General features: G+C 58.5%; 24 protein-coding genes. 11 read left to right on the top strand and 13 right to left on the bottom strand.

The genetic code is table 11. The features are described 5' to 3' along the window. Positions 1-155: 155 nt before the first annotated feature. The gene (locus H8B15_RS06285) at positions 156-1,187 is read right to left on the bottom strand and encodes a Gfo/Idh/MocA family oxidoreductase (protein ID WP_187318814.1); all 1,032 of its coding nucleotides are present in this window, start codon (positions 1,185-1,187) and stop codon (positions 156-158) included. A 68-nt stretch (positions 1,188-1,255) separates the two neighbouring features. Between H8B15_RS06285 and H8B15_RS06280 the strand changes: the two genes are divergently transcribed. Together H8B15_RS06280 and H8B15_RS06275 are read left to right on the top strand one after the other, a co-directional pair. Beyond that, the gene (locus tag H8B15_RS06280; protein WP_246455327.1) at positions 1,256-2,179 is read left to right on the top strand and encodes a mechanosensitive ion channel family protein; all 924 of its coding nucleotides are present in this window, start codon (positions 1,256-1,258) and stop codon (positions 2,177-2,179) included. 259 nt (positions 2,180-2,438) lie between these two features. Beyond that, entirely contained in the window at positions 2,439-3,293 is an 855-nt protein-coding gene (locus tag H8B15_RS06275) for an SMP-30/gluconolactonase/LRE family protein (RefSeq protein WP_246455326.1), read from the top strand. Between the two features lie 89 nt (positions 3,294-3,382). Here H8B15_RS06275 and H8B15_RS06270 read toward each other — a convergent pair whose 3' ends face one another. The 5 genes from H8B15_RS06270 to rsmI all read right to left on the bottom strand — a co-directional run bounded on the left by H8B15_RS06270 (position 3,383) and on the right by rsmI (position 7,788). After that, on the bottom strand, positions 3,383-3,721 hold the full coding sequence (locus H8B15_RS06270) for a hypothetical protein (RefSeq protein ID WP_187318812.1): 339 nt from the start codon (positions 3,719-3,721) through the stop codon (positions 3,383-3,385). A 128-nt stretch (positions 3,722-3,849) separates the two neighbouring features. Then, positions 3,850-4,056 (bottom strand): FeoB-associated Cys-rich membrane protein, encoded by a 207-nt coding sequence (locus H8B15_RS06265; protein WP_187318811.1) that lies wholly within the window; start codon positions 4,054-4,056, stop codon positions 3,850-3,852. Between the two features lie 232 nt (positions 4,057-4,288). After that, a complete protein-coding gene (locus tag H8B15_RS06260) occupies positions 4,289-5,086 on the bottom strand; it encodes an inositol monophosphatase family protein (RefSeq protein ID WP_187318810.1) in 798 nt (265 codons plus the stop codon). Between the two features lie 53 nt (positions 5,087-5,139). Beyond that, the gene (lnt, locus tag H8B15_RS06255) at positions 5,140-6,840 is read right to left on the bottom strand and encodes an apolipoprotein N-acyltransferase (protein ID WP_187318809.1); all 1,701 of its coding nucleotides are present in this window, start codon (positions 6,838-6,840) and stop codon (positions 5,140-5,142) included. 213 nt (positions 6,841-7,053) lie between these two features. After that, complete coding sequence (gene rsmI / locus H8B15_RS06250) at positions 7,054-7,788, bottom strand: 16S rRNA (cytidine(1402)-2'-O)-methyltransferase (RefSeq protein WP_187318808.1); 735 nt, start codon at positions 7,786-7,788, stop codon at positions 7,054-7,056. 134 nt (positions 7,789-7,922) lie between these two features. On the opposite strand from rsmI, the gene H8B15_RS06245 reads away from it, so the two are divergent. From H8B15_RS06245 to H8B15_RS06235, 3 genes are all read left to right on the top strand, one after another. Next, positions 7,923-8,450, top strand: coding sequence for a hypothetical protein (locus tag H8B15_RS06245; protein WP_187318807.1), 528 nt, complete (start codon positions 7,923-7,925; stop codon positions 8,448-8,450). A 54-nt stretch (positions 8,451-8,504) separates the two neighbouring features. After that, positions 8,505-8,738: a hypothetical protein gene (locus H8B15_RS06240; RefSeq protein WP_187318806.1), complete on the top strand. Its 234-nt coding sequence runs from the start codon at positions 8,505-8,507 to the stop codon at positions 8,736-8,738. Positions 8,739-8,853: 115 nt separating this feature from the next. Then, the gene (locus tag H8B15_RS06235; RefSeq protein WP_187318805.1) at positions 8,854-9,552 is read left to right on the top strand and encodes a metallophosphoesterase family protein; all 699 of its coding nucleotides are present in this window, start codon (positions 8,854-8,856) and stop codon (positions 9,550-9,552) included. 170 nt (positions 9,553-9,722) lie between these two features. Here the strand turns inward: H8B15_RS06235 and H8B15_RS06230 are convergent, their stop codons facing one another. Both H8B15_RS06230 and H8B15_RS06225 read right to left on the bottom strand, forming a co-directional pair. Continuing rightward, positions 9,723-10,514, bottom strand: coding sequence for a hypothetical protein (locus tag H8B15_RS06230; protein WP_187318804.1), 792 nt, complete (start codon positions 10,512-10,514; stop codon positions 9,723-9,725). Positions 10,515-10,579: 65 nt separating this feature from the next. Next, positions 10,580-11,095: a hypothetical protein gene (locus tag H8B15_RS06225; RefSeq protein WP_187318803.1), complete on the bottom strand. Its 516-nt coding sequence runs from the start codon at positions 11,093-11,095 to the stop codon at positions 10,580-10,582. Between the two features lie 167 nt (positions 11,096-11,262). On the opposite strand from H8B15_RS06225, the gene H8B15_RS06220 reads away from it, so the two are divergent. The 4 genes from H8B15_RS06220 to H8B15_RS06205 all read left to right on the top strand — a co-directional run bounded on the left by H8B15_RS06220 (position 11,263) and on the right by H8B15_RS06205 (position 14,263). Next, the gene (locus tag H8B15_RS06220; protein WP_187318802.1) at positions 11,263-12,555 is read left to right on the top strand and encodes a serine hydroxymethyltransferase; all 1,293 of its coding nucleotides are present in this window, start codon (positions 11,263-11,265) and stop codon (positions 12,553-12,555) included. A gap of 144 nt (positions 12,556-12,699) precedes the next feature. Continuing rightward, positions 12,700-13,563, top strand: a complete 864-nt coding sequence (gene tatC / locus H8B15_RS06215; protein WP_343069134.1) for a twin-arginine translocase subunit TatC — start codon at positions 12,700-12,702, stop codon at positions 13,561-13,563. 127 nt (positions 13,564-13,690) lie between these two features. Next, positions 13,691-14,008 (top strand): thioredoxin family protein, encoded by a 318-nt coding sequence (locus H8B15_RS06210; protein ID WP_185282026.1) that lies wholly within the window; start codon positions 13,691-13,693, stop codon positions 14,006-14,008. A 12-nt stretch (positions 14,009-14,020) separates the two neighbouring features. Then, entirely contained in the window at positions 14,021-14,263 is a 243-nt protein-coding gene (locus H8B15_RS06205) for a DUF6952 family protein (protein ID WP_185282027.1), read from the top strand. A 188-nt stretch (positions 14,264-14,451) separates the two neighbouring features. Here the strand turns inward: H8B15_RS06205 and H8B15_RS06200 are convergent, their stop codons facing one another. Both H8B15_RS06200 and crtD read right to left on the bottom strand, forming a co-directional pair. Beyond that, positions 14,452-15,144 (bottom strand): carotenoid biosynthesis protein, encoded by a 693-nt coding sequence (locus H8B15_RS06200; protein WP_187318801.1) that lies wholly within the window; start codon positions 15,142-15,144, stop codon positions 14,452-14,454. A gap of 146 nt (positions 15,145-15,290) precedes the next feature. Continuing rightward, positions 15,291-16,772: a 1-hydroxycarotenoid 3,4-desaturase CrtD gene (crtD, locus tag H8B15_RS06195; protein WP_187318800.1), complete on the bottom strand. Its 1,482-nt coding sequence runs from the start codon at positions 16,770-16,772 to the stop codon at positions 15,291-15,293. Positions 16,773-17,030: 258 nt separating this feature from the next. On the opposite strand from crtD, the gene H8B15_RS06190 reads away from it, so the two are divergent. Then, a complete protein-coding gene (locus H8B15_RS06190) occupies positions 17,031-17,540 on the top strand; it encodes a hypothetical protein (protein WP_187318799.1) in 510 nt (169 codons plus the stop codon). 98 nt (positions 17,541-17,638) lie between these two features. Here the strand turns inward: H8B15_RS06190 and H8B15_RS06185 are convergent, their stop codons facing one another. From H8B15_RS06185 to H8B15_RS06175, 3 genes are all read right to left on the bottom strand, one after another. Beyond that, entirely contained in the window at positions 17,639-18,829 is a 1,191-nt protein-coding gene (locus H8B15_RS06185) for a class I SAM-dependent rRNA methyltransferase (protein WP_187318798.1), read from the bottom strand. Between the two features lie 60 nt (positions 18,830-18,889). Continuing rightward, positions 18,890-19,423: a hypothetical protein gene (locus tag H8B15_RS06180; RefSeq protein WP_187318797.1), complete on the bottom strand. Its 534-nt coding sequence runs from the start codon at positions 19,421-19,423 to the stop codon at positions 18,890-18,892. A gap of 89 nt (positions 19,424-19,512) precedes the next feature. Then, on the bottom strand, positions 19,513-19,968 hold the full coding sequence (locus H8B15_RS06175) for an SRPBCC family protein (protein ID WP_187318796.1): 456 nt from the start codon (positions 19,966-19,968) through the stop codon (positions 19,513-19,515). A 142-nt stretch (positions 19,969-20,110) separates the two neighbouring features. Here H8B15_RS06175 and kaiC point away from each other — a divergent pair, with 142 nt between their 5' ends. Further along, positions 20,111-21,844, top strand: coding sequence for a circadian clock protein KaiC (gene kaiC, locus H8B15_RS06170; protein ID WP_187318795.1), 1,734 nt, complete (start codon positions 20,111-20,113; stop codon positions 21,842-21,844). Positions 21,845-21,852: the final 8 nt, after the last annotated feature.

Here is a 21,852-nt window from a genome sequence, read left to right as displayed (position 1 = left end):
TATACTACGCAAAATGTTTGCGCGGCGCGCTATTTTAATTGCGCAGGCGCAGGACCTCACCCTCGGTGATGTAGCTATTAGCTATTAGCTAGTAGCTGTTGGCTGATAGCTTTTCGTTGAACATGAGCTAGTAGCCAACAGCTACTAGCTAACAGCTAAATAGCCGGATGCTCCAGCAAGGCCAGCTGGGCGCGCAGCTCCTCTGGCCGGATGGGGTAGGGCGCGCCGTTCCGAATGGTTTGGAACACGGCCTCAAACAGCCCCAGGTAGTTGCTTGTCAGGCCGGGGTAGGCGGTGGTCGTCAGCTCGTCGGTGCCGGGGGCAGCCAACGTGAGGCGGCCGGCGTGCTCGGGCGCCTCGTGGCCGAAGCCAGGCTCGGTGGGGCGCATGCCGGCTTGCAACTGGGCTTCCTGGGCGTCGGCGCGCGTCTTGCTGAAGCTGCCGCGTGTGCCGTGCAGCACGAAGGCCGGCCCCGGCTGCGCCACCAGCAAGCCGCTGGTCAGAAACACTTCCAAGCCCTCGGGGTAGCGCAGGTGCAGGTGGAAATAATCATCTACCTGAGAGTTGGGACGGTGGCTGGTCAGGGTTTTGGTGCAGCTCAGCGGCGTCCCAAACAGGCTGATGGCCTGGTCGAGCAGGTGCGGACCCAGGTCGTAGAACAAGCCGGCGCCGGGGCCGGGCTCTTCCTTGAATTTCTTGGCGTTGAGCGGGGTCCGGAATCGGTCGTAGCGGAAGTGCACCTCGTGCAGCTTGCCCAGCTGTCCGCTGGCTACCACGTCCCGCACGGCCAGAAAGTCGCTGTCCCAACGGCGGTTTTGGTAGGCCAGAAAGTGCCGGTTTTGCTGCTGCGCCAGGTTTAGTAGCTCTTCCAGCTCGGCGGTGGTAATGGCCACAGGCTTTTCCACCAGCACGTGCTTGCCCGCCCGCAGGGCCTGGGTAGCCAGATCCACGTGGGTGTTGTTGGGCGTGTTCACAATCACCAGTTCCAGCTTCGGGTCGGCCAGCAGGGCCTCCACGCTAGAATAGCTCCGGATGGTAGGGTAGGCTTGGGCGGCGCGCTGCTGGTGGCGCTCCGCTACGGCGTGCAGCACAAAGCCCGGATGCGCGGCCACAAAAGGCGCCTGAAAAATCTGGCCCGACATACCGTAGGCCAGCAAACCCGTTTGGATAGGAGAAGCTGTCGTCATGGCCTAAAGATACGCGGAACCGCCAGGGTAGGCGCCGCGCCGCTTGACCAATCCCGCAGGTTCGCCGTATGTTTAAGCAACTGACCAACTACTCTATGGTGATATTACCAGACTTCCATCGCGTTTTTAATCTACTGTCTGATAAGCTGGCCCGTTGGATACGACAATTTATCCTGCTGCTGCCAAACATATTGCTGGCAGTCGTCATACTCGTCATCACGTATTTCATCGCGCGGCTGGTGCGCCGGGTTATCAGCAACGTGCTGCCGCGGGTGTCGCACAGCGCCACGCTCAACAACCTGATCATCACCATTATCTATATAACGGTGCTGGTGATGGGGCTGTTCTTCACGCTGGAAGTACTCAGTCTCGATAAAACGGTCACGTCGCTGCTGGCGGGTGTCGGGATTATTGGTTTGGCGCTGGGCTTTGCGTTTCAGGACATTGCGGCCAACTTCATCAGCGGCATCATCATCGCCATTCAGCGGCCCTTCACAGTAGGCGACGTCATTCAGACGGAAAACTACTTCGGCACCATCGAGAGCATCAACCTGCGCACCTTGGACCTGCGCCAAGTGACGGGGGAGCTGGTGCGCGTGCCCAACCGCAAGGTGTTCGAAAGCTCCGTGATAAACTACACCGTGACTACTCACCGCCGCGTGGACGTGGAGTGCGGCGTGACCTACGACACCGACCTGGAAAAAACCCGCGACGTGGTGCTGGACTGCATGCGCGGCTTCCCCAACCTGCTCACCGACCGGCCCGTGGAGGTAATGTTTACGGGGTTTGGCGAGAGTTCCATCAACTTCACCCTGCGCTTCTGGATTCTCTACCGCCGGCAGGTAGACTACGTGGGTGCCAAAAGCGAGGCCATTATGCGCATCAAGCGCGCCTTCGATCGGGTAGGCATCGTCATTCCTTTCCCCATTCGCACGCTGGATATTTCGCCCGAGCTGCTGGAGCAGCTCAGCAAGAAGCTGGTGCGGGAATAAGGTTCGCCAGAACGTCATTCCGAGCTTGCCGAGGAATCTCGCGTGCTATCGAAAGATAGTATCTATCATCAGCACGCGAGATTCCTCGGCAAGCTCGGAATGACGTTCAGAATAATGTAATCGACTTTCTAAACAGCTTGCGAAATTTATGAAATGGACAAGAATCAGTAGCCGACTGCCCGCGGCTGTAGTAGCGGCGTTGCTAGTGTTGCCAGTCACCGTTGCAACCAAACACGCACTAGCTACGGATACAATGCGTATGCATACTCCTGATGACCAAACCGACCAGTTGGTAGCTGGCTCTGCCACGCCCCAGCTTATTGCCCGGCAATTCAAGTTTACGGAAGGGCCAGCCGTAGACCGCCAGGGCAACGTGTTTTTCACCGATCAGCCCAACAACACCATCTGGCAGTACGACACCAACGGCAAGCTGTCGTTGTTTATGGCCGATGCCGGACGTGCCAACGGCATGTATTTCGATGCCAAAGGCCATCTGCTGGCCTGCGCCGACGAAAACAACCAGCTCTGGTCCATCAACCCCGAGAATAAGAAGGTAAAAGTGCTGGTGAAAGATTTCGGCGGCAAGCGCCTGAATGGCCCCAACGACGTGTGGGCGCACCCCAAAACCGGCGGCATCTACTTCACCGACCCCTACTACCAGCGCGACTATTGGAAGCGCAACAGCCCCGATATGGTAGGCCAAAAGGTGTTCTATTTGGCTCCTGGCCAAAGCCAGCCGGTGGTAGTAGACGACCAGCTGCGCAAGCCCAACGGCATCATCGGCACCCCCGATGGCCGCTACCTCTACGTGGCCGATATCGACGGCAACAAAACCTACCGCTATCAGTTCGGCCCCGACGGCCGCCTCACCGATAAGCAGCTGTTTGCAGAAATGGGCTCCGACGGCATGACCCTGGACGAGAAAGGCAACGTGTACCTCACCGGCAACGGCGTGACGGTATACAGCGCCGCCGGCCAGAAGCTCGCCCACTTCGACGTGCCCGAGAAGTGGACCGGCAACATCTGCTTTGCCGGCAAAGATCGTAACATGCTGTTCATCACCGCTTCCGAAGGTATTTATAAACTGCCCATGCGCGTGAAAGGGGCGTATTAGTAAGACAGACGCTGCCCCAAAATAGCAACGGGCACCCCGAATCGTTCGGGGTACCCGTTGCTTGTACATATGGTTGAAACCGGGGTAGGCTACTTAGTACCTTTTACCAGGTTTTTACCCAGGTCTTCTACCTTCTTCAGAAATTCATCTACATCGGTGTCGGCGTAGGTGCCGAAGGCGCTGGAGATGGTGCCTTTTACGCCGTCGCGGGCCTCAATGGCGTACAGAATCGACATGTCGTCGGGGTTGCTCTCGCCCTCGAAGCGGTAGAAGTCCACGATGGTTACGTCCTCGGGGGCGTAGGTTTTTTTGTCGTCGCTCATGGCGTGCAGGCGGCCGTCGGTTACCACAAAATCGGCGGTATAGCCTTCCTGGTTGAGTTTTCTTTCAACCGAGGTCATCGAGCGTTCTTCTTCTTTGTCTTGCATAGGAGTAGGGGTTCTGACTAGAGAGAGGGTAGGGAGGGGATAAAAAAGAAACCCCCGCCCCGGCTATACGCAGCCAGGGCGGGGGCAGGTTGTTGCAAAAGGTAGGAAACTAGCGCAACAGCTCGTTACTAACTGATTGCCTGTCGTTTTTCGATGGTGCGCTGCAACGCATCCACATCAATGGTACCACACGCGCCACACCCCTTGGCGCAGCCGGCCGCACTCTTGGTAAAAAACGCCCGCCAGAAAATACGGCCCACGTAGAAGGCCGCCGCTACAAACAGCGCCGCAATGATGAAATATTGAATCTCAACGGAGGTGATAGTCAGAAGCATAGTGGGTATACAACTAAGGCAGGGTAGGAAAAGTTTGCAGGGGTTGCTGTGTGTTTGCACTGCCATCCTGAGCTTGCGAAGGACCTTCTCGCGGCAGAACGAGTCGTTATTTATCCTGTCATCCTGAGCTTGCGAAGGACCTTATCACGTGAAGACGACCATCGTACCAACGGCTCGTTCTGCTGTGAGAAGGTCCTTCGCAAGCTCAGGATGACAGACGAGCGATAATGCCCTATTTCCCCCAATACTCCTTCACCGTCGCCATCATGGCCGGGTGCAGGGCGCCGTTGCTGGCTACCACCTCGCGCCCGAAAATTGGGTCGCCGTCTTCCAGGAACTGTGTCACGCGGCCGCCAGCTTCCAGCACCAGCAAGATACCCGCGGCCACGTCGTAGGAGTTGATGTTGAACTCGAAATAGCCATCGAAGCGGCCGGCGGCCACGTAGGCCAGGTCCAGCGCCGCCGAGCCTACCCGGCGCAGGCCGTGGGTGTTCTGCATGAACGAAGCCAGGATTTTCAGGTAGTTATCCAGCTGATCAAACTTGTAGTAGGGGAAGCCCGTGGCCAGCAGCGAGTCGTGCAGGTCATCGGCCGAGGACACGCGGATGGGCTTTTCGTTGCAGAAAGCGCCCGCGCCCCGCGCCGCCCGGAAGCACTCGTCCTGGTTGATTTCGTAGACCACGCCTACTACCAGCGTGCCGTGCTGCATCAGGGCCACGCTCACGCAATAGGCCGGCTGCCCGTGAATGAAATTGGTGGTGCCGTCCAGCGGGTCGATAATCCAGTTGAACTCCTCGGCCCGTCCGATGGTGGTAGTGCCTTCTTCGGTGATGAAACCCGCCTCGGGTAGCAGCGCGCTCAACTCGGCTACCAATTGCCGCTCACTTTGTTGGTCTACATACGATACCATGTCGTGCAAACCCTTGTTCTCGACGCGGCCGCGGTCGAAGTTGGCGGCTTCTTGGCGGATAAACTGGCCGGCCCGGCGGGCAATATCGGCTACTTGTAGGCTGAGTTGGTTGAAATCCATGCGTAGGGGCGCGTCGCACGCGCCCGGTTTCAGGTTTGGGTTAATAGGCTGTTTTATTGTTCTGTTGTGCCAACAACGGGCGCCTGCAAGGCGCCCCTACGGCGTGCCGCGGCCACAATAGTCCACGCCAGCAGCAGGCCCGTCAGGATTTGCATCAGCGGACCAAGCAGCTCGCCGTGGCGCACGTAGAAGGTTTCTTCGGTGTTGAGGTGCACGGGATAGCGGCGGGCGGCTTGCAGCCACCAGCCGGTGCTGCTCACGCGCTGGCCCTTCTGGTCGATAAAGCCCGAAATGCCGGTATTGGCTGAGCGGGCTACGTCGCGGCGGGTTTCGATGGCGCGCAGGGTAGCGTACTGGATGTGCTGCAAGTGGCCGGGCGAGTCGGACCACCAGCCGTCGTTGGTGATGATGCCCAGCAGGGTAGCGCCGTTGCGCACGTACTCAGCCGTGAAGTCGCCGTAGATGGATTCGTAGCAAATCAGCGGCGCTACACGTAGCGCTGGCTCGTGCACGGAGCGAAACACGGTGCGCTCGTCCTGGCTGCCGTAGCTGCCCACGGTGCCACCCAGGTCGATGTGCGAAATAACTTTGGTTAGGGCAGGCGGAATCTTCTCTACCCCCGGCACCAGCCGCGACTTGTGGTAGAAAGTAGGCGCGCCGGTAGGTCCCGGCAGAAACGCCGCCGCATTGAACACATCGTACCAGCCCAGGTCGTCGCGGTAGCGCACGGTGGGGGTGGCAGCGCCAGCGTAGCGCAGCACGCCCGTGTAGCCCGTTATCAGCTCCACGCCGGGGTGCTGCCCCAGCCACTGCCGGATGCGCTGAATCTTAGGGTTTGCGTCGAAGGAATCTTCAAAGTAGTGCTCCTCCAACGAGGTTTCGGGCCATAGCACCAAGCGCGTTTGAGGCGTCAGGTTTTGCTCGGTGAGCGTGAGCAGGCGCGTGAGCTGCTGGTCGTAGGGGATAAAGTTCGGGTTGCCGGAAAACTTCTCGTTGTAAGGATCCACGTTGGGCTGAATCACCAGTACCTCGGCTGTTTTGCCTTTTTCCTGATAGTTGCGGCCGATACTCAGTGAAATACTCATCGGAACCACCACCGCCAATACGGGTACTACCCACCGCCAGCGTTCCGGCCCAAACGACCACGGAGCCACTGTGTTTTTCCCTCCAAACCACGCCCGAAACACCAACAGATTCACCACCCAAATCCACAGGGAGCCGCCCAAGAAGCCGGTGTACTCGTACCACTGCACCCATTGGTTAGCCTCGGCAAAGCCGTTGCCTAGCGTCAGCCAGGGCCAGGTGAGGTCCCAGTGCAGGTGCAGTTGCTCGAAGGCAATCCAGTAGATGGGTAGGGAGAGGTAGCCCAGCACCGGGCCGGTCAGCCGCTTGGTGTGGTAGAAGGCCATGGTGGGCAGGCACATCAGCAGGGCGTTGAGCACCACGGCCGCAATGCCGCCGCCCAACGTGCTGTAGCTCACCCACCAAGTGGTGAAGGCGTTCCAGAGTACCAGCGTGAGGTAGGTGTAGCGAAACACCCGCCACCCGCTGGCGCCGCTACGCACCAAGAGCTGCTCCATGCGTAGGTAGGGCACCCAGCCTACCAGCAACAGCAGCGCCAGCGGGGCCGAATGCACCGGCCAACCCGCCCACAGCAAAGCAGCACTCAACAGCGCCAGCGAAGCCGGTTGCCAGGCCGGCACGGCCGCCGGCTGGCGCAGGGTAGTAGAGGTAGGAGCAGTTTGGGTAGCCATAGCTTACGTATCAGTTGTTAATGAGTAATTGTGGGGTTGTGAAGTTGCGAAGTGGTGAGTGAAAAACACGTGTCATCCTGAGCAGCGCGAAGGACCTTCTCAAACTAGAACGATGGATGTGAAAACGAATCGTTGGGACGCCTGTCGTGCAAACGTGAAAAGGTCCTTCGCTTTGCTCAGGCTGACACGCGTTTTCTATTCGCAACTCATACCTCACGCTTCATCATATTTATCTGCCTTACTGGGCTTTTCGATTTTAGCGCCTTGTACTACCAACACAATTTCGCCTTTGATGGCCGTGCGGCTGTCGAAATCGGCGTGTAACTCAGCTAGGGTACTGGTCACGGTTTCCTCAAATAACTTGGTTAGCTCCCGACTCACGGAGGCCGGGCGCTCCGGGCCGAACGTCTCGGCTAGCTGCCCCAGTGTCTTCACAATGCGGTGCGGCGACTCGTAGAAAATCATAGTGCGGGTTTCCTGGGCCAGCTCTTGCAAGCGCGTTTGCCTACCCTTCTTCACCGGCAGAAAACCCTCGAAGGTGAACCGCTCGGCTCCGAAGCCTGATTTAAGCAGGGCGGGCACAAAAGCCGTGGCGCCAGGTAGGCACTCCACCTTCAGGCCCCGCGCCAGGCACTCGCGCACCAGCAAAAAGCCAGGGTCGGAGATGCCGGGCGTACCAGCATCCGATACCAGGGCCATTCGCTCGCCCCGCTCCAGACGGTCGAGGAGGCGCTGCACTTGTTGGTGCTCATTGTGCAAGTGGTAGCTGAGCATAGGCTTTTTGATATCCAGGTGCTGGAGCAGGCGGCCGCTGGTGCGGGTGTCTTCGGCCAGTACGGTATCTACCTCGCCTAGCACCCGAATGGCGCGCAGCGTGATATCCTCCAGGTTGCCGATGGGCGTGGGCACAAGGTAGAGCAGGGTAGGGGTAGCAACGGCGTCAGACATATAGCAAAGGTACGGAGCGTGGGCGTCAGGCTGTGGAAATGATGTGGCAGTTGACAGAACACAACCCTGTTTTCAGAAAGCAAGTACACATTAGGAGAAGTTCACCCACCCTAGCAACTGCAACCAACCATCCCATGGCTATCGACCCTAAAGACCGCCCCGTACGGCAGGAACCCAACGACCAGATTGACGAGCAGGAGCTACGCGCCAGCAACATCACGCCCGGCGCCGATCCACCCAAAAACGCCGCTGCCCGCGGTGGTTTTGGTAACCGCGACGGCAAGGAAGGCTACGGCACAGACAGCTCGAACGGCATTACGGCCACCTCGATGAACGAGGACGAAGACCAGCTGCGCACCACCGGCGACAATATGCTCACGGAAGATGAGCGGCGCTCGGACCGCGCCGACCAAGACCTGCCCGCTCCCCAAGACACCGACCACCGCCGCGTGAACAATGGCCCCGCCGATGAACTGGAGGCCGACGACATGCGCAAGGGCCCCGACGAAATGGAAGACCCCGACTCGCGAGTGGGCTTGGGCCAGATGGAGCCCAAAGTGCCCGGCCACAGCAGCGGCGGCGACTTTCCGGCGGAAGCTACTCCCCAAACCAACGCCGACCTGCTGGACCGCAACGCCCAGGATTCCGGCTTGGAAGTGTAGGCGCAGACTGTTTGTCAGTTTGTGTTATATGTGTAACCTAAATAGTTGAACATCATGGCAAATCAAGGTAATGACCATAACCAGCCTTCCAAAGAAAATCACGGCAGCCCTTCGCAGTCGGAGCAGCCAAAAGGCGCCGGCAACCTGCCCGTAGAAAATCAGGACGAAGAGCAGCGCCTTTCTGAAGAGTACACCAACGATGGCTTGGATGAAGTGCCTGCGCACTTGGTCAATAATCCCAATCGTAACTACGATAAGCCCGATCTGGACAAACCAGCGTACAGCTAAATTACCGTCGTTTTTTATGACGCACAGAAGCACCCGTAGCAGTTGCCGCGGGTGCTTCTGTGTTTGATAATCGATTGATTTATAAACGCTTTGCTGTTATATATAAAGCTTGAGTATGGCTCGCTTTGTCACCACCGATATCCATGGCTGCGCCGTTACCCTACGCCACCTGATAGAAGACACCCTGCGCCTGCGCCCTACCGACGAGCTATATCTGTTGGGCGATTACGTGAACAAAGGCCCCGACAGCCGCGGCGTACTCGACTACCTGATGCAGTTACCCCAACGCGGCTACCAGGTGCTGTGCCTACGCGGCAACCACGACCAGAACTTGTTGGACGCCGCTGCGGGCCAAGGTTCGATAGCGTGGGCAAATGACCCCGATTACAATCTTACGCTTCAAAGTTTCGGCGTTACACAACCCAGGGATATACCGCCTAAATACCTAAGCTGGTTGGCAGCCCTACCCTACCACCACAATCTCCCCGACTTCACCCTGGTGCATGCCGGCTTCGATTTTCGCCAGCCCCCAGAAAAAATGTGGACCGACTATCATACTATGATGACCATCAAGCAGTTCACCTTCGATGCATCGCGGATGCAGGGGCGCCGCTTGCTGCACGGCCACGTGCCTACCCCCACCACCGAGGTAGAGCGCCACGTACACGACCGTAAGGAAAGCATAGGACTGGATACCGGCTGCGTATATCGCCACAACCCAGAGTTGGCGCATTTGGCTGTATTGGAGTTGGATTCGTTTCAGCTAACGCTACAACCAAATCTGGAAGAGCCCTACCCCATTGCGGTGAAATAGTGAAATGGTGAGTTTACGAAATGGTGAATAAAAAACTGCGTGTCATCCTGAACGCAGTGAAGGACCTTATCACGTGAGAACGATACTCGTTACAACGACTCGTTTCCACGTGATAAGGTCCTTCACTGCGTTCAGGATGACAGACGATTTTGCATTCACAACTTCACCACTTACTCTTTCCCTATCACCTTGGCGTGAAGCGTTTTTTGGGCTGCTTCTTGGTAGGGATTAAGTGGATCTGCGGCTACTTGCGCGAGTAGTTTGCGGGCTTCGGCAGGTTGGCCGGCTTGCCAGGTAGCCATACCTAAGTGGTAGAGAGCTTTGCCGGCCAAGTCAGAATCTGCCTGTTCGCTTACGCGCTGTAGGTAGAGCCGGGCCTGTGCGGCCTGCCCCTGGCGCAGCAAGAAAATTCCGTTGAAATACAACAAGGTATCCTGTCCCAAGCGCTCGGTGGAGATGCGACGCAATACCCGTAGTGCTGCCGGGTATTGCTGGTGGCGGTACTGGTGCATGGCTTCGGCCAACAGCGGCCGGCGCACAAACAGGCGGGCCGAGTCCGTGAGGCCGGGGTCGGGCACGTAGTAGCGCGCCCAGGTGGTGGTAGGGGCCGGGCGCAGCAGCAGATAGGCCAGCGCCGCAGCCAGCGCTACCAGCGCCGCCACGGCAATACCGCCACCCCAGCGCTTCTGACGCCGCCGGGTATCTTGCTTGATGCGAATCAGCGCGGCTTCCCGCTCATCCAGGGTTTTGTCGAGATTGAGGAGGCGCAGGCGCAGCGTTTCATGGCCCGCCACCCAGCGTAGGTCGGCCGTGAGCTGCTGATAGGCTTGGTAGGCGTGTTGCAGGTCAGGGTCATGCACCAGGCGTTCCTCAAAGGCATCCTGCTCGGCCACAGTCATTTGCCCATCAGAAAAGCGTTCCAGATCGTCCAGGTACGGGCGCAGGTCGATAGAAGAAGGCATGGCAGATGAGGGAGGCGGAGCGGGTGAAGAAATAAAAGTACGCAGAATCCGGGCGGGCGAGGCGGCTACGTTGGGGTAGCTCCACGGCTGCGCAGATGCAAATCGGCGAGGGTGCGCAGGCTGCTGAGTTTTTGCTGGCGGGCCACAGCGGCATTGGGGTAGCCCATTTTGCCGGCTACCTTCGTGAAGTTGTAGCCTCGAAAATAAAAGTACATCAAGACCTTCTGGCTGTCGTCGCTGAGCTGGCGGAAAAAAAGAATCAGCCGGCGGCGGCGCCCGGCCTCGGCGGCGGGTAGCAACTCGGGGGGCATTTCAATTTCCTTCACCGATTCTTGCAGGGCCAGCGCGTAGAGATAGGTACGCAAATCGTCCGGAGCTTTAGTTAGGCGGCCATCGGCCACCTGATCGTAGAACAGCAGCAGGGCGTTGCGCAGGCGTTGGTGTGCCTGCACGGCCGTTAGTGCCTGTTGCTGGTGCGCCCACCGGGCAAAATGGGCGCGGTGGTGCCGGTAAAAATCAACCAACGCGGCTTGGTTGCCAGTGCGCAGCTGGGGCAGGATGTCGGCCAGTGGTTGAGCCATAAAAACGAAGGAAAGGCGGGGTAGGAGCGCAATGTGCACCAGGGGTAAACGGCACTAGGCAAAAACTGTGCGTGTTCAAAAATAGCTTTTTGCCATTGATAAAGCACGACCTCGATTGCTGCCGACTACGTGCTGCTAGTTCCCCGGCTTCGTCCTACCTTTGAGGTATGGAAACGAAAGCCTCTGCCATTGCCCAGGACACGGTAGTGTTCAACCTGATTCAACAAGAGAAAGAGCGCCAGACCCATGGCATCGAGCTCATTGCTTCTGAAAACTATGTTTCGGAGCAGGTGATGCGGGCGCAGGGCTCTATCCTCACCAACAAATACGCCGAGGGCCTACCCGGCAAGCGCTACTACGGTGGCTGCGAAGTGGTAGACCAGATCGAGCAACTGGCCATCGACCGAGCCAAGCAATTGTTTGGGGTAGAATGGGTGAACGTGCAGCCGCACTCCGGGGCCCAGGCCAACGCCGCCGTGATGTTGGCCGTGCTGCAACCCGGCGACAAAATCCTTGGCTTCGACCTCTCGCACGGCGGCCACCTCACGCACGGTTCGCCGGTCAACTTTTCGGGCAAGCTCTACCAGCCATCGTTCTACGGCGTAGAGCCCGAAACCGGCCTCATCGACTGGCAGAAGGTAAAGGAAACCGCCCGCCGCGAGCAGCCCAAGCTCATTATCTGCGGGGCCTCGGCCTACTCCCGCGACTGGGACTACCAGACTCTGCGTGAAGCTGCCGACGAGGTAGGGGCTCTGCTGCTGGCTGATATTTCGCACCCCTCGGGCCTCATTGCCAAGGGCTTACTGAATAATCCCTTCGACCACTGCCACATCGTAACCACCACCACCCACAAAACCCTGCGCGGCCCCCGTGGCGGGTTGATTATGCTGGGGAAAGATTTCGAAAACCCCTTCGGCCTGAAAACGCCCAAGGGCGAAATCCGGATGATGTCGGCCCTGCTCGACTCGGCCGTATTCCCCGGCACCCAGGGTGGCCCGCTCGAGCACGTGATTGGCGCCAAGGCTGTGGCCTTCGGCGAAGCCCTTTCCGACGCTTATACTGACTACACCCAACAAGTGGTGCGCAACGCCCAGGCGCTGGCCAACGGCTTCCTGGAGCATGGCTACCAGATTATTTCCGGCGGCACCGACAACCACTTGATGCTCATCGACCTGCGCTCAAAGGGCCTGACCGGCAAGCTGGCCGAAAACACCCTCATCAAGGCCGATATCACCATCAACAAAAATATGGTGCCCTTCGATGATAAGTCGCCCTTCGTGACCAGCGGCATGCGCATTGGCTCGGCTGCTGTGACGACCCGCGGCCTGCGTGAGCCCGACATGGCCCGCATCGTGGCCTTTATCGACGACGTGCTGATGCACAACGCCGACGATGCCTACCTGGCGCGGGTGCGCGGCGAGATAAACGAGTGGATGCAACAGTTCCCGCTGTTTGCCTAATTTTAGGGGATGCGTGCGGGTCGAAAGACGAATCAGTAGAGAAAACCGGCCGTCAACATCCTAACGACGGCCGTTTTCGTTTGTCTTCCGTTGCTGCTTCCCCGGCACACGCTATCACCCACTCATTCACTCATTCACTCGTTCGTGGATCAACAATATATTCAATCAGGACAGGCCGAGCAGGAAATGTCCTTCATCGACCACCTAGAGGCGCTGCGCTGGCATATTATCCGGGCAGCCATTGCAGTGGTAGTTTTCTCTACAGGCGCTTTCTTTTCCAAAGAATTCCTGTTTCACGATTTGATTCTGGGGCCGTCGCGGCCCGATTTCTGGACCTACCGCATGTTTTGCCGGCTAGGCCAGTCCATTGGTGCGCCCGATCTGTGCATTGATAAGATTGGGTTCGTGATTCAGAACCGCGAGATGAGCGGGCAGTTGACCATGCACATCAGCACCTCCTTTATTGTGGGGTTGGTATTGGGTTTTCCCTACCTGTTTTGGGAGCTGTGGCGCTTCGTGAAGCCCGGCCTCTACCCGCAGGAACAGGAGAATTCGCGGGGGGCGGTATTCTTCGTTTCGGCGCTGTTTCTGACGGGGTTGCTATTTGGCTATTATATCGCCGCACCACTGAGTATCAACTTCTTGGCAGCGTATAATGTCGATCCGACCATTGAAAACCAGATTGACCTGCAAAGCTATTTGAGCACGCTTACGACCATGTCGTTATCATGTGCCCTAGTATTCGAGCTGCCCATGATTGTGTTCTTCCTGGCTAAAGCCGGGCTGATTACGTCCGAAATCATGACCGTGTACCGCAAGCACGCCATCGTGATTATTCTGATTGTGGCGGCTATCATCACGCCCCCCGAAATCACGTCCCAGATTATCGTGACGATTCCCATTGTGCTGCTCTACGAGTTAAGCATCCACATTGCCCGCCGCGTGCGCCGCGATGCTACCAAGAAGCTCAATGCTGAGTTGGCTGCCAATCAAGGGGTTAGCGAGTAAGCAATAGTTCTGTTTGAACGCCCTTGTTCCCGTCGGGAGCAGGGGCATTTTTTATTAAGGAGCTACTCCACTGAATTCGCGTCTGCGAATCCGTGCCTACCTTTGTGGTTCCTTAACCATACAGACAATGCCCGTAACGAAAGCAACCGACGCCGATTTCCAGCAGTTGCTGGAGCAAAATAAAAAGGTAGTAGTGAAGTACTATGCCGACTGGTGCGGCAATTGCCGCCTGTTCACACCTAAGTTCAAGCGCCTCTCGGAGGCCGAGCAAAACCAGGACATTCTGTTTCTGGATGTGAATGCCGAGCACAGCCCCGAAGCCCGCAAGCGCGCCAACGTAACCACACTCCCTTTCTTCGCTGTGTTCGAGGACGGCCAGCTACTGGAAACCGTATCGGCCAGCAAAGAAGAGGCCGTTGCCGGCCTCATCAGCCGCCTCAACTAGCCTGCCGTAGCCATGAAAATGCCCGTTATCAAGCAGCTGGTAGAAACCCAGACGCTGCAAAGCCTGGTAGAAGCCGAAGAGGCGCTGCTAGACGAGCGCCAGCCCGATTTTGAGGTGCCCGGCGAGGACGAAGGCGAGCAACTTACGCATGTATTCGCCGCCATCTTCATTCTCAACCACATGCGCGACCACGGCGCCGACTTCAAAACCGCCCTGCGCGAGTACACCAAGAAAGTCCGCGTGTCGATTAACTAGTGGTGAAGTTGAGAGTTTGTGAAGTTGCGAAGTAAAAAAGTACGGCTGTCATCCTGAGCTTGCGAAGGACCTTATCACATGTGAACGAGTCGTTGTTACGATGGTCGTTCAACTGGCATAAGGTCCTTCGCAAGCTCAGGATGACAGCTGTACTTTTTAACTCACCATTTCACCACCTCACTATTTCGCTACTTCAAAAAGAAGCCCAGCCCAAAAAAGAACAGCAGCATCAGCAAATACACAAATGGCGCTAGCTCGTTGCGCTTCGTGAAGCTGGTGCGGTTGGCATACACTTGCAGGATGAGGGCAATGGCGAACCAGCCCTTGAAGTTTTGGAAGGGAATGATGTGGTAGCGCCATTCCCAAAAGTCGAAACGCACGGCTACCGGCTCGATGCACACATCCAGCCCTACCACGAGTAGCGTGGCTAGCAAGGCCCGCACAAATTCAGGAGCCTGCACATAACGGCTCAGGACCGTACCCATGTAGGTAAGCATCCACCAGTTCACGCCAATCATGAGGGGCGTTTCCAGTACTTTCCAGCCCAGGGTAGCCCCGTAGGTATACTCGCCAAATAATAGGCCGGTACGTACGCCCAGCACCTCCACCAAAAAGCCGACAATGGCCGTAGTCACGCTGAAGGCGATGAACACGCCACTCTTATTAGGCTGAAAAGCAAACAAAAGTGCGGCCGTCAGCAGCAGGTTCAGCGGAACAAATTGCAGAAAAAATGAGGGGTCCTGCGAGAAAGCCAGACCCAGAAAGCCCGTGACATAAAACAGCAGCAACACGCCCTGCGCGAGCCGCAAACGACGGCGCCGGGCGGCCGGGTCTATGACCGGCGTAGCGGGCGGCGAGTAGGTAGGATCGGTATGAGGCATGACAGAGGGAATAGCCGTTGCGGGTAGCACAACGACAATATCAGAAGCAAACGGCCGGCAGTCAGCAAAGGTTGAGTCGCCGAAGATAGAGCGTAGCGGCCGCTTGCCCAGCCACCGCCCCGGAAAAAATTACGCGCCGATTGTGATTAGCCGGCCTGAGTGACCAGATCGGCCACAATGCGTGCCGAGAGTAGACACAGCGGGATGCCGCCCCCTGGATGCACGGAGCCCCCGCAGAAATACAGCCCTGGCAACTGCCGCGCAAAGTTGGGGTGCCGCAAGAAGGCCGCCAGCATGTTGTTGCTGGAACTACCGTACAAAGCGCCCCCAAACGACGATGTGCGCTGGGCAATGCCCGGCGGGTCCCACACGTGCTCGGCGCGTAGCAGCGGCTCCACGTCGCGGCCCAGCGCCCGGCTTACTTTGGCCAGCACGGCGGCGCGGGTTTGGTCTACCAGCGCGGGCCAGTCCTGGCCCTGGTCATGGGGCACGTTCACCATCACAAACCAGTTTTCGTGGCCGGCGGGCGCGTCGTCGGGTGTTTTTTTGGAGGTGATGTTGACGTAGACGGTCGGGTCGGGGCTGATGGTTTTCTGCTGGAAGATGGCGTCGAACTCCTGCTTATAATCCCGGGAGAAAAAGATGTTGTGTACGCCCAGCTCAGGAAACTCCGCGCCTACCCCCCAATAGAAGATAAGCGCCGAGGAAGAACGGGGCTGCCCAAGCGTGCGCTCTGGTGCGGGCTGCGTGGGTAGCAGCTTGCGGTAGGTAGGCACCACATCCATATTGCTGACTACCAAAGGTGCGCGGTATTGGTCCTGCGCTGTGCGTACACCGGTTATGCGGCCGTTTTCCACCAGAATTTCTTCCACTGGCTCGTTGTAGCGAAACTGCACGCCCAGCTCCTCAGCCAGGCGCACCAGGCTTTGGGCAATGGCGTAGATGCCACCCTCGGGATAGTAGGCGCCAATGCCGTGCTCCAGGTGCGGAATCAGAGAGAGGGTAGCCGGGGCTTGGTAAGGGTCAGAGCCGTTGTAGGTAGCAAATCGGTCGAAGAGCTGTACCAGGCGCAGGTCGTTTGGGAAAGCGCGGGTATGGCGCTGGTGCATGGTGCTGAGCAGGCCCAGCTGGGGTAGGGCGGCCACGGCTTTCAGCACCTCGGGGCTGAGGTACGTGCTGGCCTTATGCAACGACTTGTGCAGAAAGGTGCCTTCAGTGGCGCGGTAGGAGTGGCCGCTCTGGGTCAAAAATTGACGTATCTCAGCGGCGGGTGTACCGAGCTTCGTTTCTACCTCCTGCGCAAACTTTTCCTCGTCGGCCCAGGCCGTTACGCGGGTGTTATCGGCGAAGAAGTAGTGCGTGATGGGGTCGAGGCGCTCGTAGCGAAAATAGTCCTGCGGATTGCGCCCAGCCAGCCGGAACAACTCATCTACCAAGTGGGGTAGGGTAAACAGCGACGGCCCCCCATCAAAGCGGTAGCCGCCCGGCAGCGTCAGCTGGTGCATTTTCCCCCCAAAGGATTCCTGGGCTTCCAGCACCGTTACGGGGTGCCCGGCTACTGCCAAGCGCACGGCCGTGGCGATACCAGCAATACCGGCACCGATGATGAGGGCGGGAGACCCTGGCATTTTATTATTGTGTGAGGGAGTGGGCAAGGTGTCAAAAATCAGTGCTACAGATAATATGGCATGATAGTAGATTTTGAATATATAACATCATTTTTCTACTCTTATACCTTCTCTATGTTTACCTTATTCAAGCGACAGTGGCCTCGTGTAACAGTGTATTTAGGTTTTCTGTTCTTGGCGGGGTGTAGTATGCCTGCGCGTTTATATACTAGTCCAGCAACGCATCAATCCCAGCAACGGCCGCGTTCGGTTGCCATTGTGCCCCTGGAACTGGTTTCGGTGATAGACGATGTGCCCGGCAACCGAAATTACGCACATGCCACTACATCTGGTGAGGAGTCGATGTTGCAGGAAATGCTCTTTGCCACTCTATTGCAACACGGGCGCAATAAGCAACTGACTATCCGCAATGTAGAACGCCGGCAGTTGCCCGCCGATTCGCTGTTGTCATTTGGCTCACTGGCCCAACGATTCGGGGTTGAGTCGATCTTAGTGGCCCGGCTGTACCGCACGCAACGGCTGCAAGCAGTAGCGGCATCTACTGTTTCGGTACAAAGCCCTGCGGCTACTACCACAACCAGCACTGCGCCCACCGTGTCTTCATACAATGAAGTGATGCTCGACCTAGCGCTCTACGACCAACGCGGGCAATTGCTCTGGAAGTACAACAACCGGGGCACTACGTTTGTGGGCTACTCAACGGTAGGCGGCATCACGGAGCGGCTAATGGAAGAAGGGCTGCGCTATTTTCCGTTTGCCAGGCGGTAGCGTAGGGTAGGAGGAGCCGTGTAGTGGAGAGGAGTTTGACCATAGTGGGCCGAACTTGTGTCACTCATCCACCTCCAAATGCTCATTTTTCCGCCGTTCTACTCCACGGCCAGCACCAGCCCCTTCAAATATTCGCCTTCTGGGTGGAATAAGCTCACGGGGTGGTCGGCGGGCTGGGTGAGGCGGTGCAGAATACGCGCTGGCCGCCCGGCTTCGATGGCTGCGGCCATGATGGCCCCTTCAAACAGCTCCATGCTTACTACCTGCGAGCAGCTGAAGGTGAACAGCAGCCCACCCGGCGCAATCTGCTTGATGCCGGCCACGTTCAGGCGCTTGTAGCCCATCAGGGCATTGTGGCGGGCCGAGAGGTGCTTGGCAAAGGCCGGCGGATCGAGCACGATAAGGTCGTACTGGTTGTGGCGGTCTTTCAGGAACGAAAACACGTCCTGGGCGTAGGCCTCGTGGCGGTCGGCGTGCGGGGTAAGAGCCGCGTTGCGCTCAGTTAGCTCAATGGCTTTCTTGCTGGAATCGACGGAGTGCACCAGCTCGGCGCCAGCTTCTAGGGCATATACCGAGAAGCCTCCGGTATAGCAAAACGTGTTCAGCACGCGCCGGCCAGGAGCGTAGCGGGCCAGCAGGCTGCGGTTGTCGCGCTGGTCGATGAAGAAGCCGGTTTTCTGGCCCGTTTCCCAGTCTATCACAAAGCGGTGACCGTTCTCGTGCACGATATGCTCCTGTCCGCTGCTTTCGCCGAATAGGTAGCCGTTTTGCGCGCCGGGCGCGGCCTTGGCGGGCACGGTTTCGGCACTTTTATCATATACAGCCCGCAAACCGGGCACCACCGCTTGCAAAGCAGCTGCAATGTGCGGCCGGGCACGATACATACCGGCGCTGTGCGCCTGCACCACGGCCACGTCGCCATACACGTCGATAATCAGGCCGGGGAGGCCGTCGCCCTCAGCGTGGGCGAGGCGGTAGACGTTTGTGTTGCCTTGCCCGGTTAGAGCTAAGCCTTGCCGCAGCTGGTAGGCATTGCGCAGCTTTTCTTCCCAAAACGCAGCTTCCGGTAGTTGGGCATCCGGCCCAAAATCCAGCATCCGCACGGCAATGGAGCCGGGCGCGTAGTGCCCTACCCCCAGCACCTCGCCAGTGTGGGCCAGCACCGTCACGGCCTCACCTTCCACTACCTCACCCTGCAAGCGGGCAATGGCCCCCGAAAACACCCACGGGTGGCGGCGGCGCAAGGATTGGTCTTTTCCGGGTTTGAGCGTGATGGTAGCAGGAGTCATGGGCTGAAACAAGCAAGTGGACCACAAAGATAACTCGTTCTGGCCGCTCCTGCCGCACGCCTACCAATACGGGTCGATATAGGCTATCAGTACGGCCAACGCGGCAAGGCCCAGCAGAATAGTCCACACCAGCCCGCCCCAGATCAACAGACCAATCAGCGCAATGGGAGCTACAATCAACCCCAGCACGCCTAGCACGGTGGTGCCCAGGCCAACTTCGGCTGTGTTGGGGTGCACCACGCCTGCCGAATGCTTGGCGGTGTGTTGCACCGCGCGCAGTAGGCGCTGCGGCAAGCGTTTGGTAGCAGCTGTCGGGACGGTAGCCCGCATTGCTTGGTGTGATGTGCGCACCTTAGCACGAGGCTTGGGCGGCGTATCAGTTGCTACCGGCTCCGCTGCGGCTATGGGCGTTTCGGCCGTGGGGGCAAGCGTGGGTGGGGTAGGGGCCAGGGCTACGGCTGGCTGGGTTAGCCGCACTTGGTAGGCTGTGGGGGTAGGCCGGGCGCTCTGGCAGCCCGCTGCCAAGGTGAGCAGCACGAAACCGACAAGCAAAGAAGGAAGCAGCCGCAGGCGGCGGAGGGTAGCAATCGGCATTAGAATAGACAGTTGACGGGCGAAGAAACGTACGGTTCAGGCGTATACGGCAGCGTCGGCAAGATGGCGCATGCGAAATAACAGGGTGCCTACCCTTGGGGCCGGCCAAACACGCGTCGGTATACCGGCCGACGGTAGGCAAACTGCGCCCACATGGCGGGGTAGAGCAGCACATCCAGCACCCGCGAGCCGGTGCGGTAGGTGATGTCCTCTACAATCACGCTGCCCAAACCGCGAGGATTGGGCTCTATAAGGTGGCGATGGCGCCAGTAGCGCAGCGGGGCGGGCAGCTGCTGGCCTTCATCTATGAAATACTGGCTGCCATCGGGCAGTTGGCCAGCTTCGGTGATGAGGCTAGTCCAGCGCCAGCGCTTCGGCCCCACGGCCAACTCAATCTCCACCCGGTCGCCGGGGCGGCTACCGTCGAAGCGGAGCAGGTGCAACTTGGGAAAGGGAGGCGCCAGGGCCACGAACAATGTACGGTCGAAGCCGGACAGTACGCGGGCGGGCGGCTGCGCCACACGGGTGCGGAGGAGAAGGTGCATACCTGCCAAACGGACGTAGCACCGGTTTGGTTGAGCCGTAGGAACCCCCTTTCCTGCCCAGCGGAACTTGCAGCGCGAGCTGGGTCGTTGTCCGCGAACAAGCGTATCTTGTGCTGGATATCTATGTTCGAAATTTACTTTCATGCGAGAGAATAGTGCGTTTGCGCCGGCGTTGCCTACCCTCCCCAAGTCCCTGACCGGCATCGACGGTCTGGATGAAATTACCGAAGGCGGCTTGCCCAAGGGACGGCCTACGCTGGTGTGCGGTAGCGCCGGCTGCGGCAAAACCCTGATGGCTATTGAGTTCCTGGTGCGTGGTGTGCTCGACTACAACGAGCCCGGCGTGCTGATGACCTTTGAGGAAACTGCCGCCGAGCTGTCGGCTAACGTGGCGTCGCTGGGCTTCGACCTACCCAAGATGCAGGCCGACAAAAAGCTGCGCCTCGACCACGTGCACGTCGACCGCTCCGAGATTGAGGAAACCGGCGAGTACGACCTCGAAGGCCTGTTTATCCGCCTGGGCTACGCCATCGACTCCATTGGGGCCAAGCGCGTAGTGCTGGACACGGTGGAGGCGCTGTTTTCGGGCTTTCCCAACGAGGCGGTGCTGCGCTCCGAGATTCGGCGGCTGTTTCGTTGGCTGAAGGACAAAGGCGTGACCACCATCATCACCGCCGAGCGGGGGGAGGGCACGCTCACGCGCCAGGGCCTGGAAGAATACGTGTCGGACTGCGTGATTTTGCTCGACAACCGCGTCATCGACCAGATTACCACCCGCCGCCTGCGCATCGTGAAATACCGCGGCAGCACCCACGGCACCAACGAATATCCCTACCTCATCACCGGAGAAGGCTTCTCGGTGCTACCCATCACCTCGCTAAACTTGCAGCACGAGGTATCCAACGACATTGTGTCGTCGGGGGTGCCGGCGCTGGACGAGATGTTTGGGCGGGGTGGCTTTTACCGTGGCAGCAGCGTGCTAATAACCGGCACAGCCGGCACAGCCAAAACCACGCTGGCCGCCGCCTTCGCTGCCGAAGCCTGTCGCCGGGGCGAGAAATGCTTGCTGTTTGCCTTTGAGGAGTCGCCAAGGCAATTGGTGCGCAATATGCTGTCTGTGGGCCTGGACTTGCAGCCCTTTTTGGAGCAGGGGCTGTTGACTATTGAAGCCTCACGGCCTACCCTCAACGGCTTGGAGCGGCACTTAGTCACCATTCACCAGCTCATTAACAAGCACCAGCCCCAAACGGTGGTCATCGACCCCATTACCAATCTGATATCGGTGGGCAGTCTGTCGGAGGTGCGCAGTATGCTTACGCGCCTGATCGACTACCTGAAGGTACAGGGCATTACGGCGCTGTTTACGGCCCTCACCAGCCCCCGCAACGGGCAGAGCGAGATGACGGAAGAAGGCGTATCGTCGCTGGTAGATACGTGGATTAACGTGCGCGACCTGGAAGGCATAGGCGAACGAAACCGGGGGCTAAGCATCCTGAAATCGCGCGGGATGGGCCACTCCAACCAGGTGCGCGAATTCCTAGTGACCGACAATGGCATTCAGCTGCTCGACGTGATTATCGGCCCGAGCGGCATCGTAACCGGCGCCGGCCGCCTCACGCAGGAATTGCAGGAGCAGGCGCAGGCCGTTGTTAGGCAGCAAGAGCTAGACCGCAAAGACCGCGAACTAGAACGCAAACGCCGCGTATTAGAAGCCACCATCGCCAATCTGCGCACCGAGTTTGAGTCGGTAGAAGAGGAGTTGCGACAGATAAACGATGAGGAATCTACGCGCCGCGAAGCCCTGCACAAGGGGCGGCAGCACATTGCCAATCTTTCTATCGGACGAATTTCCACCTCGCCCGACGATCAGCCGTAAGCAGTTAC

This window comes from Hymenobacter citatus (assembly GCF_014333615.1).
Classification (GTDB): Bacteria; Bacteroidota; Bacteroidia; order Cytophagales; family Hymenobacteraceae; genus Hymenobacter; species Hymenobacter citatus.
This window is presented reverse-complemented; position numbering and strand designations above follow the sequence as displayed.

Coding starts and splice junctions, on each gene's coding strand:
- H8B15_RS06230 (WP_187318804.1), bottom strand. CDS start 10,514: ATGCCTTCTTCTATCGACCTGCGCCCGTACCTGGACGATCTGGAACGC.
- H8B15_RS06210 (WP_185282026.1), top strand. CDS start 13,691: ATGCCCGTAACGAAAGCAACCGACGCCGATTTCCAGCAGTTGCTGGAG.
- H8B15_RS06225 (WP_187318803.1), bottom strand. CDS start 11,095: ATGGCTCAACCACTGGCCGACATCCTGCCCCAGCTGCGCACTGGCAAC.
- H8B15_RS06240 (WP_187318806.1), top strand. CDS start 8,505: ATGGCAAATCAAGGTAATGACCATAACCAGCCTTCCAAAGAAAATCAC.
- lnt (WP_187318809.1), bottom strand. CDS start 6,840: ATGGCTACCCAAACTGCTCCTACCTCTACTACCCTGCGCCAGCCGGCG.
- H8B15_RS06205 (WP_185282027.1), top strand. CDS start 14,021: ATGAAAATGCCCGTTATCAAGCAGCTGGTAGAAACCCAGACGCTGCAA.
- H8B15_RS06220 (WP_187318802.1), top strand. CDS start 11,263: ATGGAAACGAAAGCCTCTGCCATTGCCCAGGACACGGTAGTGTTCAAC.
- kaiC (WP_187318795.1), top strand. CDS start 20,111: ATGCGAGAGAATAGTGCGTTTGCGCCGGCGTTGCCTACCCTCCCCAAG.
- H8B15_RS06275 (WP_246455326.1), top strand. CDS start 2,439: ATGCATACTCCTGATGACCAAACCGACCAGTTGGTAGCTGGCTCTGCC.
- H8B15_RS06175 (WP_187318796.1), bottom strand. CDS start 19,968: ATGCACCTTCTCCTCCGCACCCGTGTGGCGCAGCCGCCCGCCCGCGTA.
- H8B15_RS06270 (WP_187318812.1), bottom strand. CDS start 3,721: ATGCAAGACAAAGAAGAAGAACGCTCGATGACCTCGGTTGAAAGAAAA.
- H8B15_RS06245 (WP_187318807.1), top strand. CDS start 7,923: ATGGCTATCGACCCTAAAGACCGCCCCGTACGGCAGGAACCCAACGAC.
- H8B15_RS06235 (WP_187318805.1), top strand. CDS start 8,854: ATGGCTCGCTTTGTCACCACCGATATCCATGGCTGCGCCGTTACCCTA.
- rsmI (WP_187318808.1), bottom strand. CDS start 7,788: ATGTCTGACGCCGTTGCTACCCCTACCCTGCTCTACCTTGTGCCCACG.
- H8B15_RS06180 (WP_187318797.1), bottom strand. CDS start 19,423: ATGCCGATTGCTACCCTCCGCCGCCTGCGGCTGCTTCCTTCTTTGCTT.
- H8B15_RS06265 (WP_187318811.1), bottom strand. CDS start 4,056: ATGCTTCTGACTATCACCTCCGTTGAGATTCAATATTTCATCATTGCG.
- H8B15_RS06200 (WP_187318801.1), bottom strand. CDS start 15,144: ATGCCTCATACCGATCCTACCTACTCGCCGCCCGCTACGCCGGTCATA.
- H8B15_RS06185 (WP_187318798.1), bottom strand. CDS start 18,829: ATGACTCCTGCTACCATCACGCTCAAACCCGGAAAAGACCAATCCTTG.
- H8B15_RS06280 (WP_246455327.1), top strand. CDS start 1,256: ATGTTTAAGCAACTGACCAACTACTCTATGGTGATATTACCAGACTTC.
- H8B15_RS06285 (WP_187318814.1), bottom strand. CDS start 1,187: ATGACGACAGCTTCTCCTATCCAAACGGGTTTGCTGGCCTACGGTATG.
- H8B15_RS06260 (WP_187318810.1), bottom strand. CDS start 5,086: ATGGATTTCAACCAACTCAGCCTACAAGTAGCCGATATTGCCCGCCGG.
- crtD (WP_187318800.1), bottom strand. CDS start 16,772: ATGCCAGGGTCTCCCGCCCTCATCATCGGTGCCGGTATTGCTGGTATC.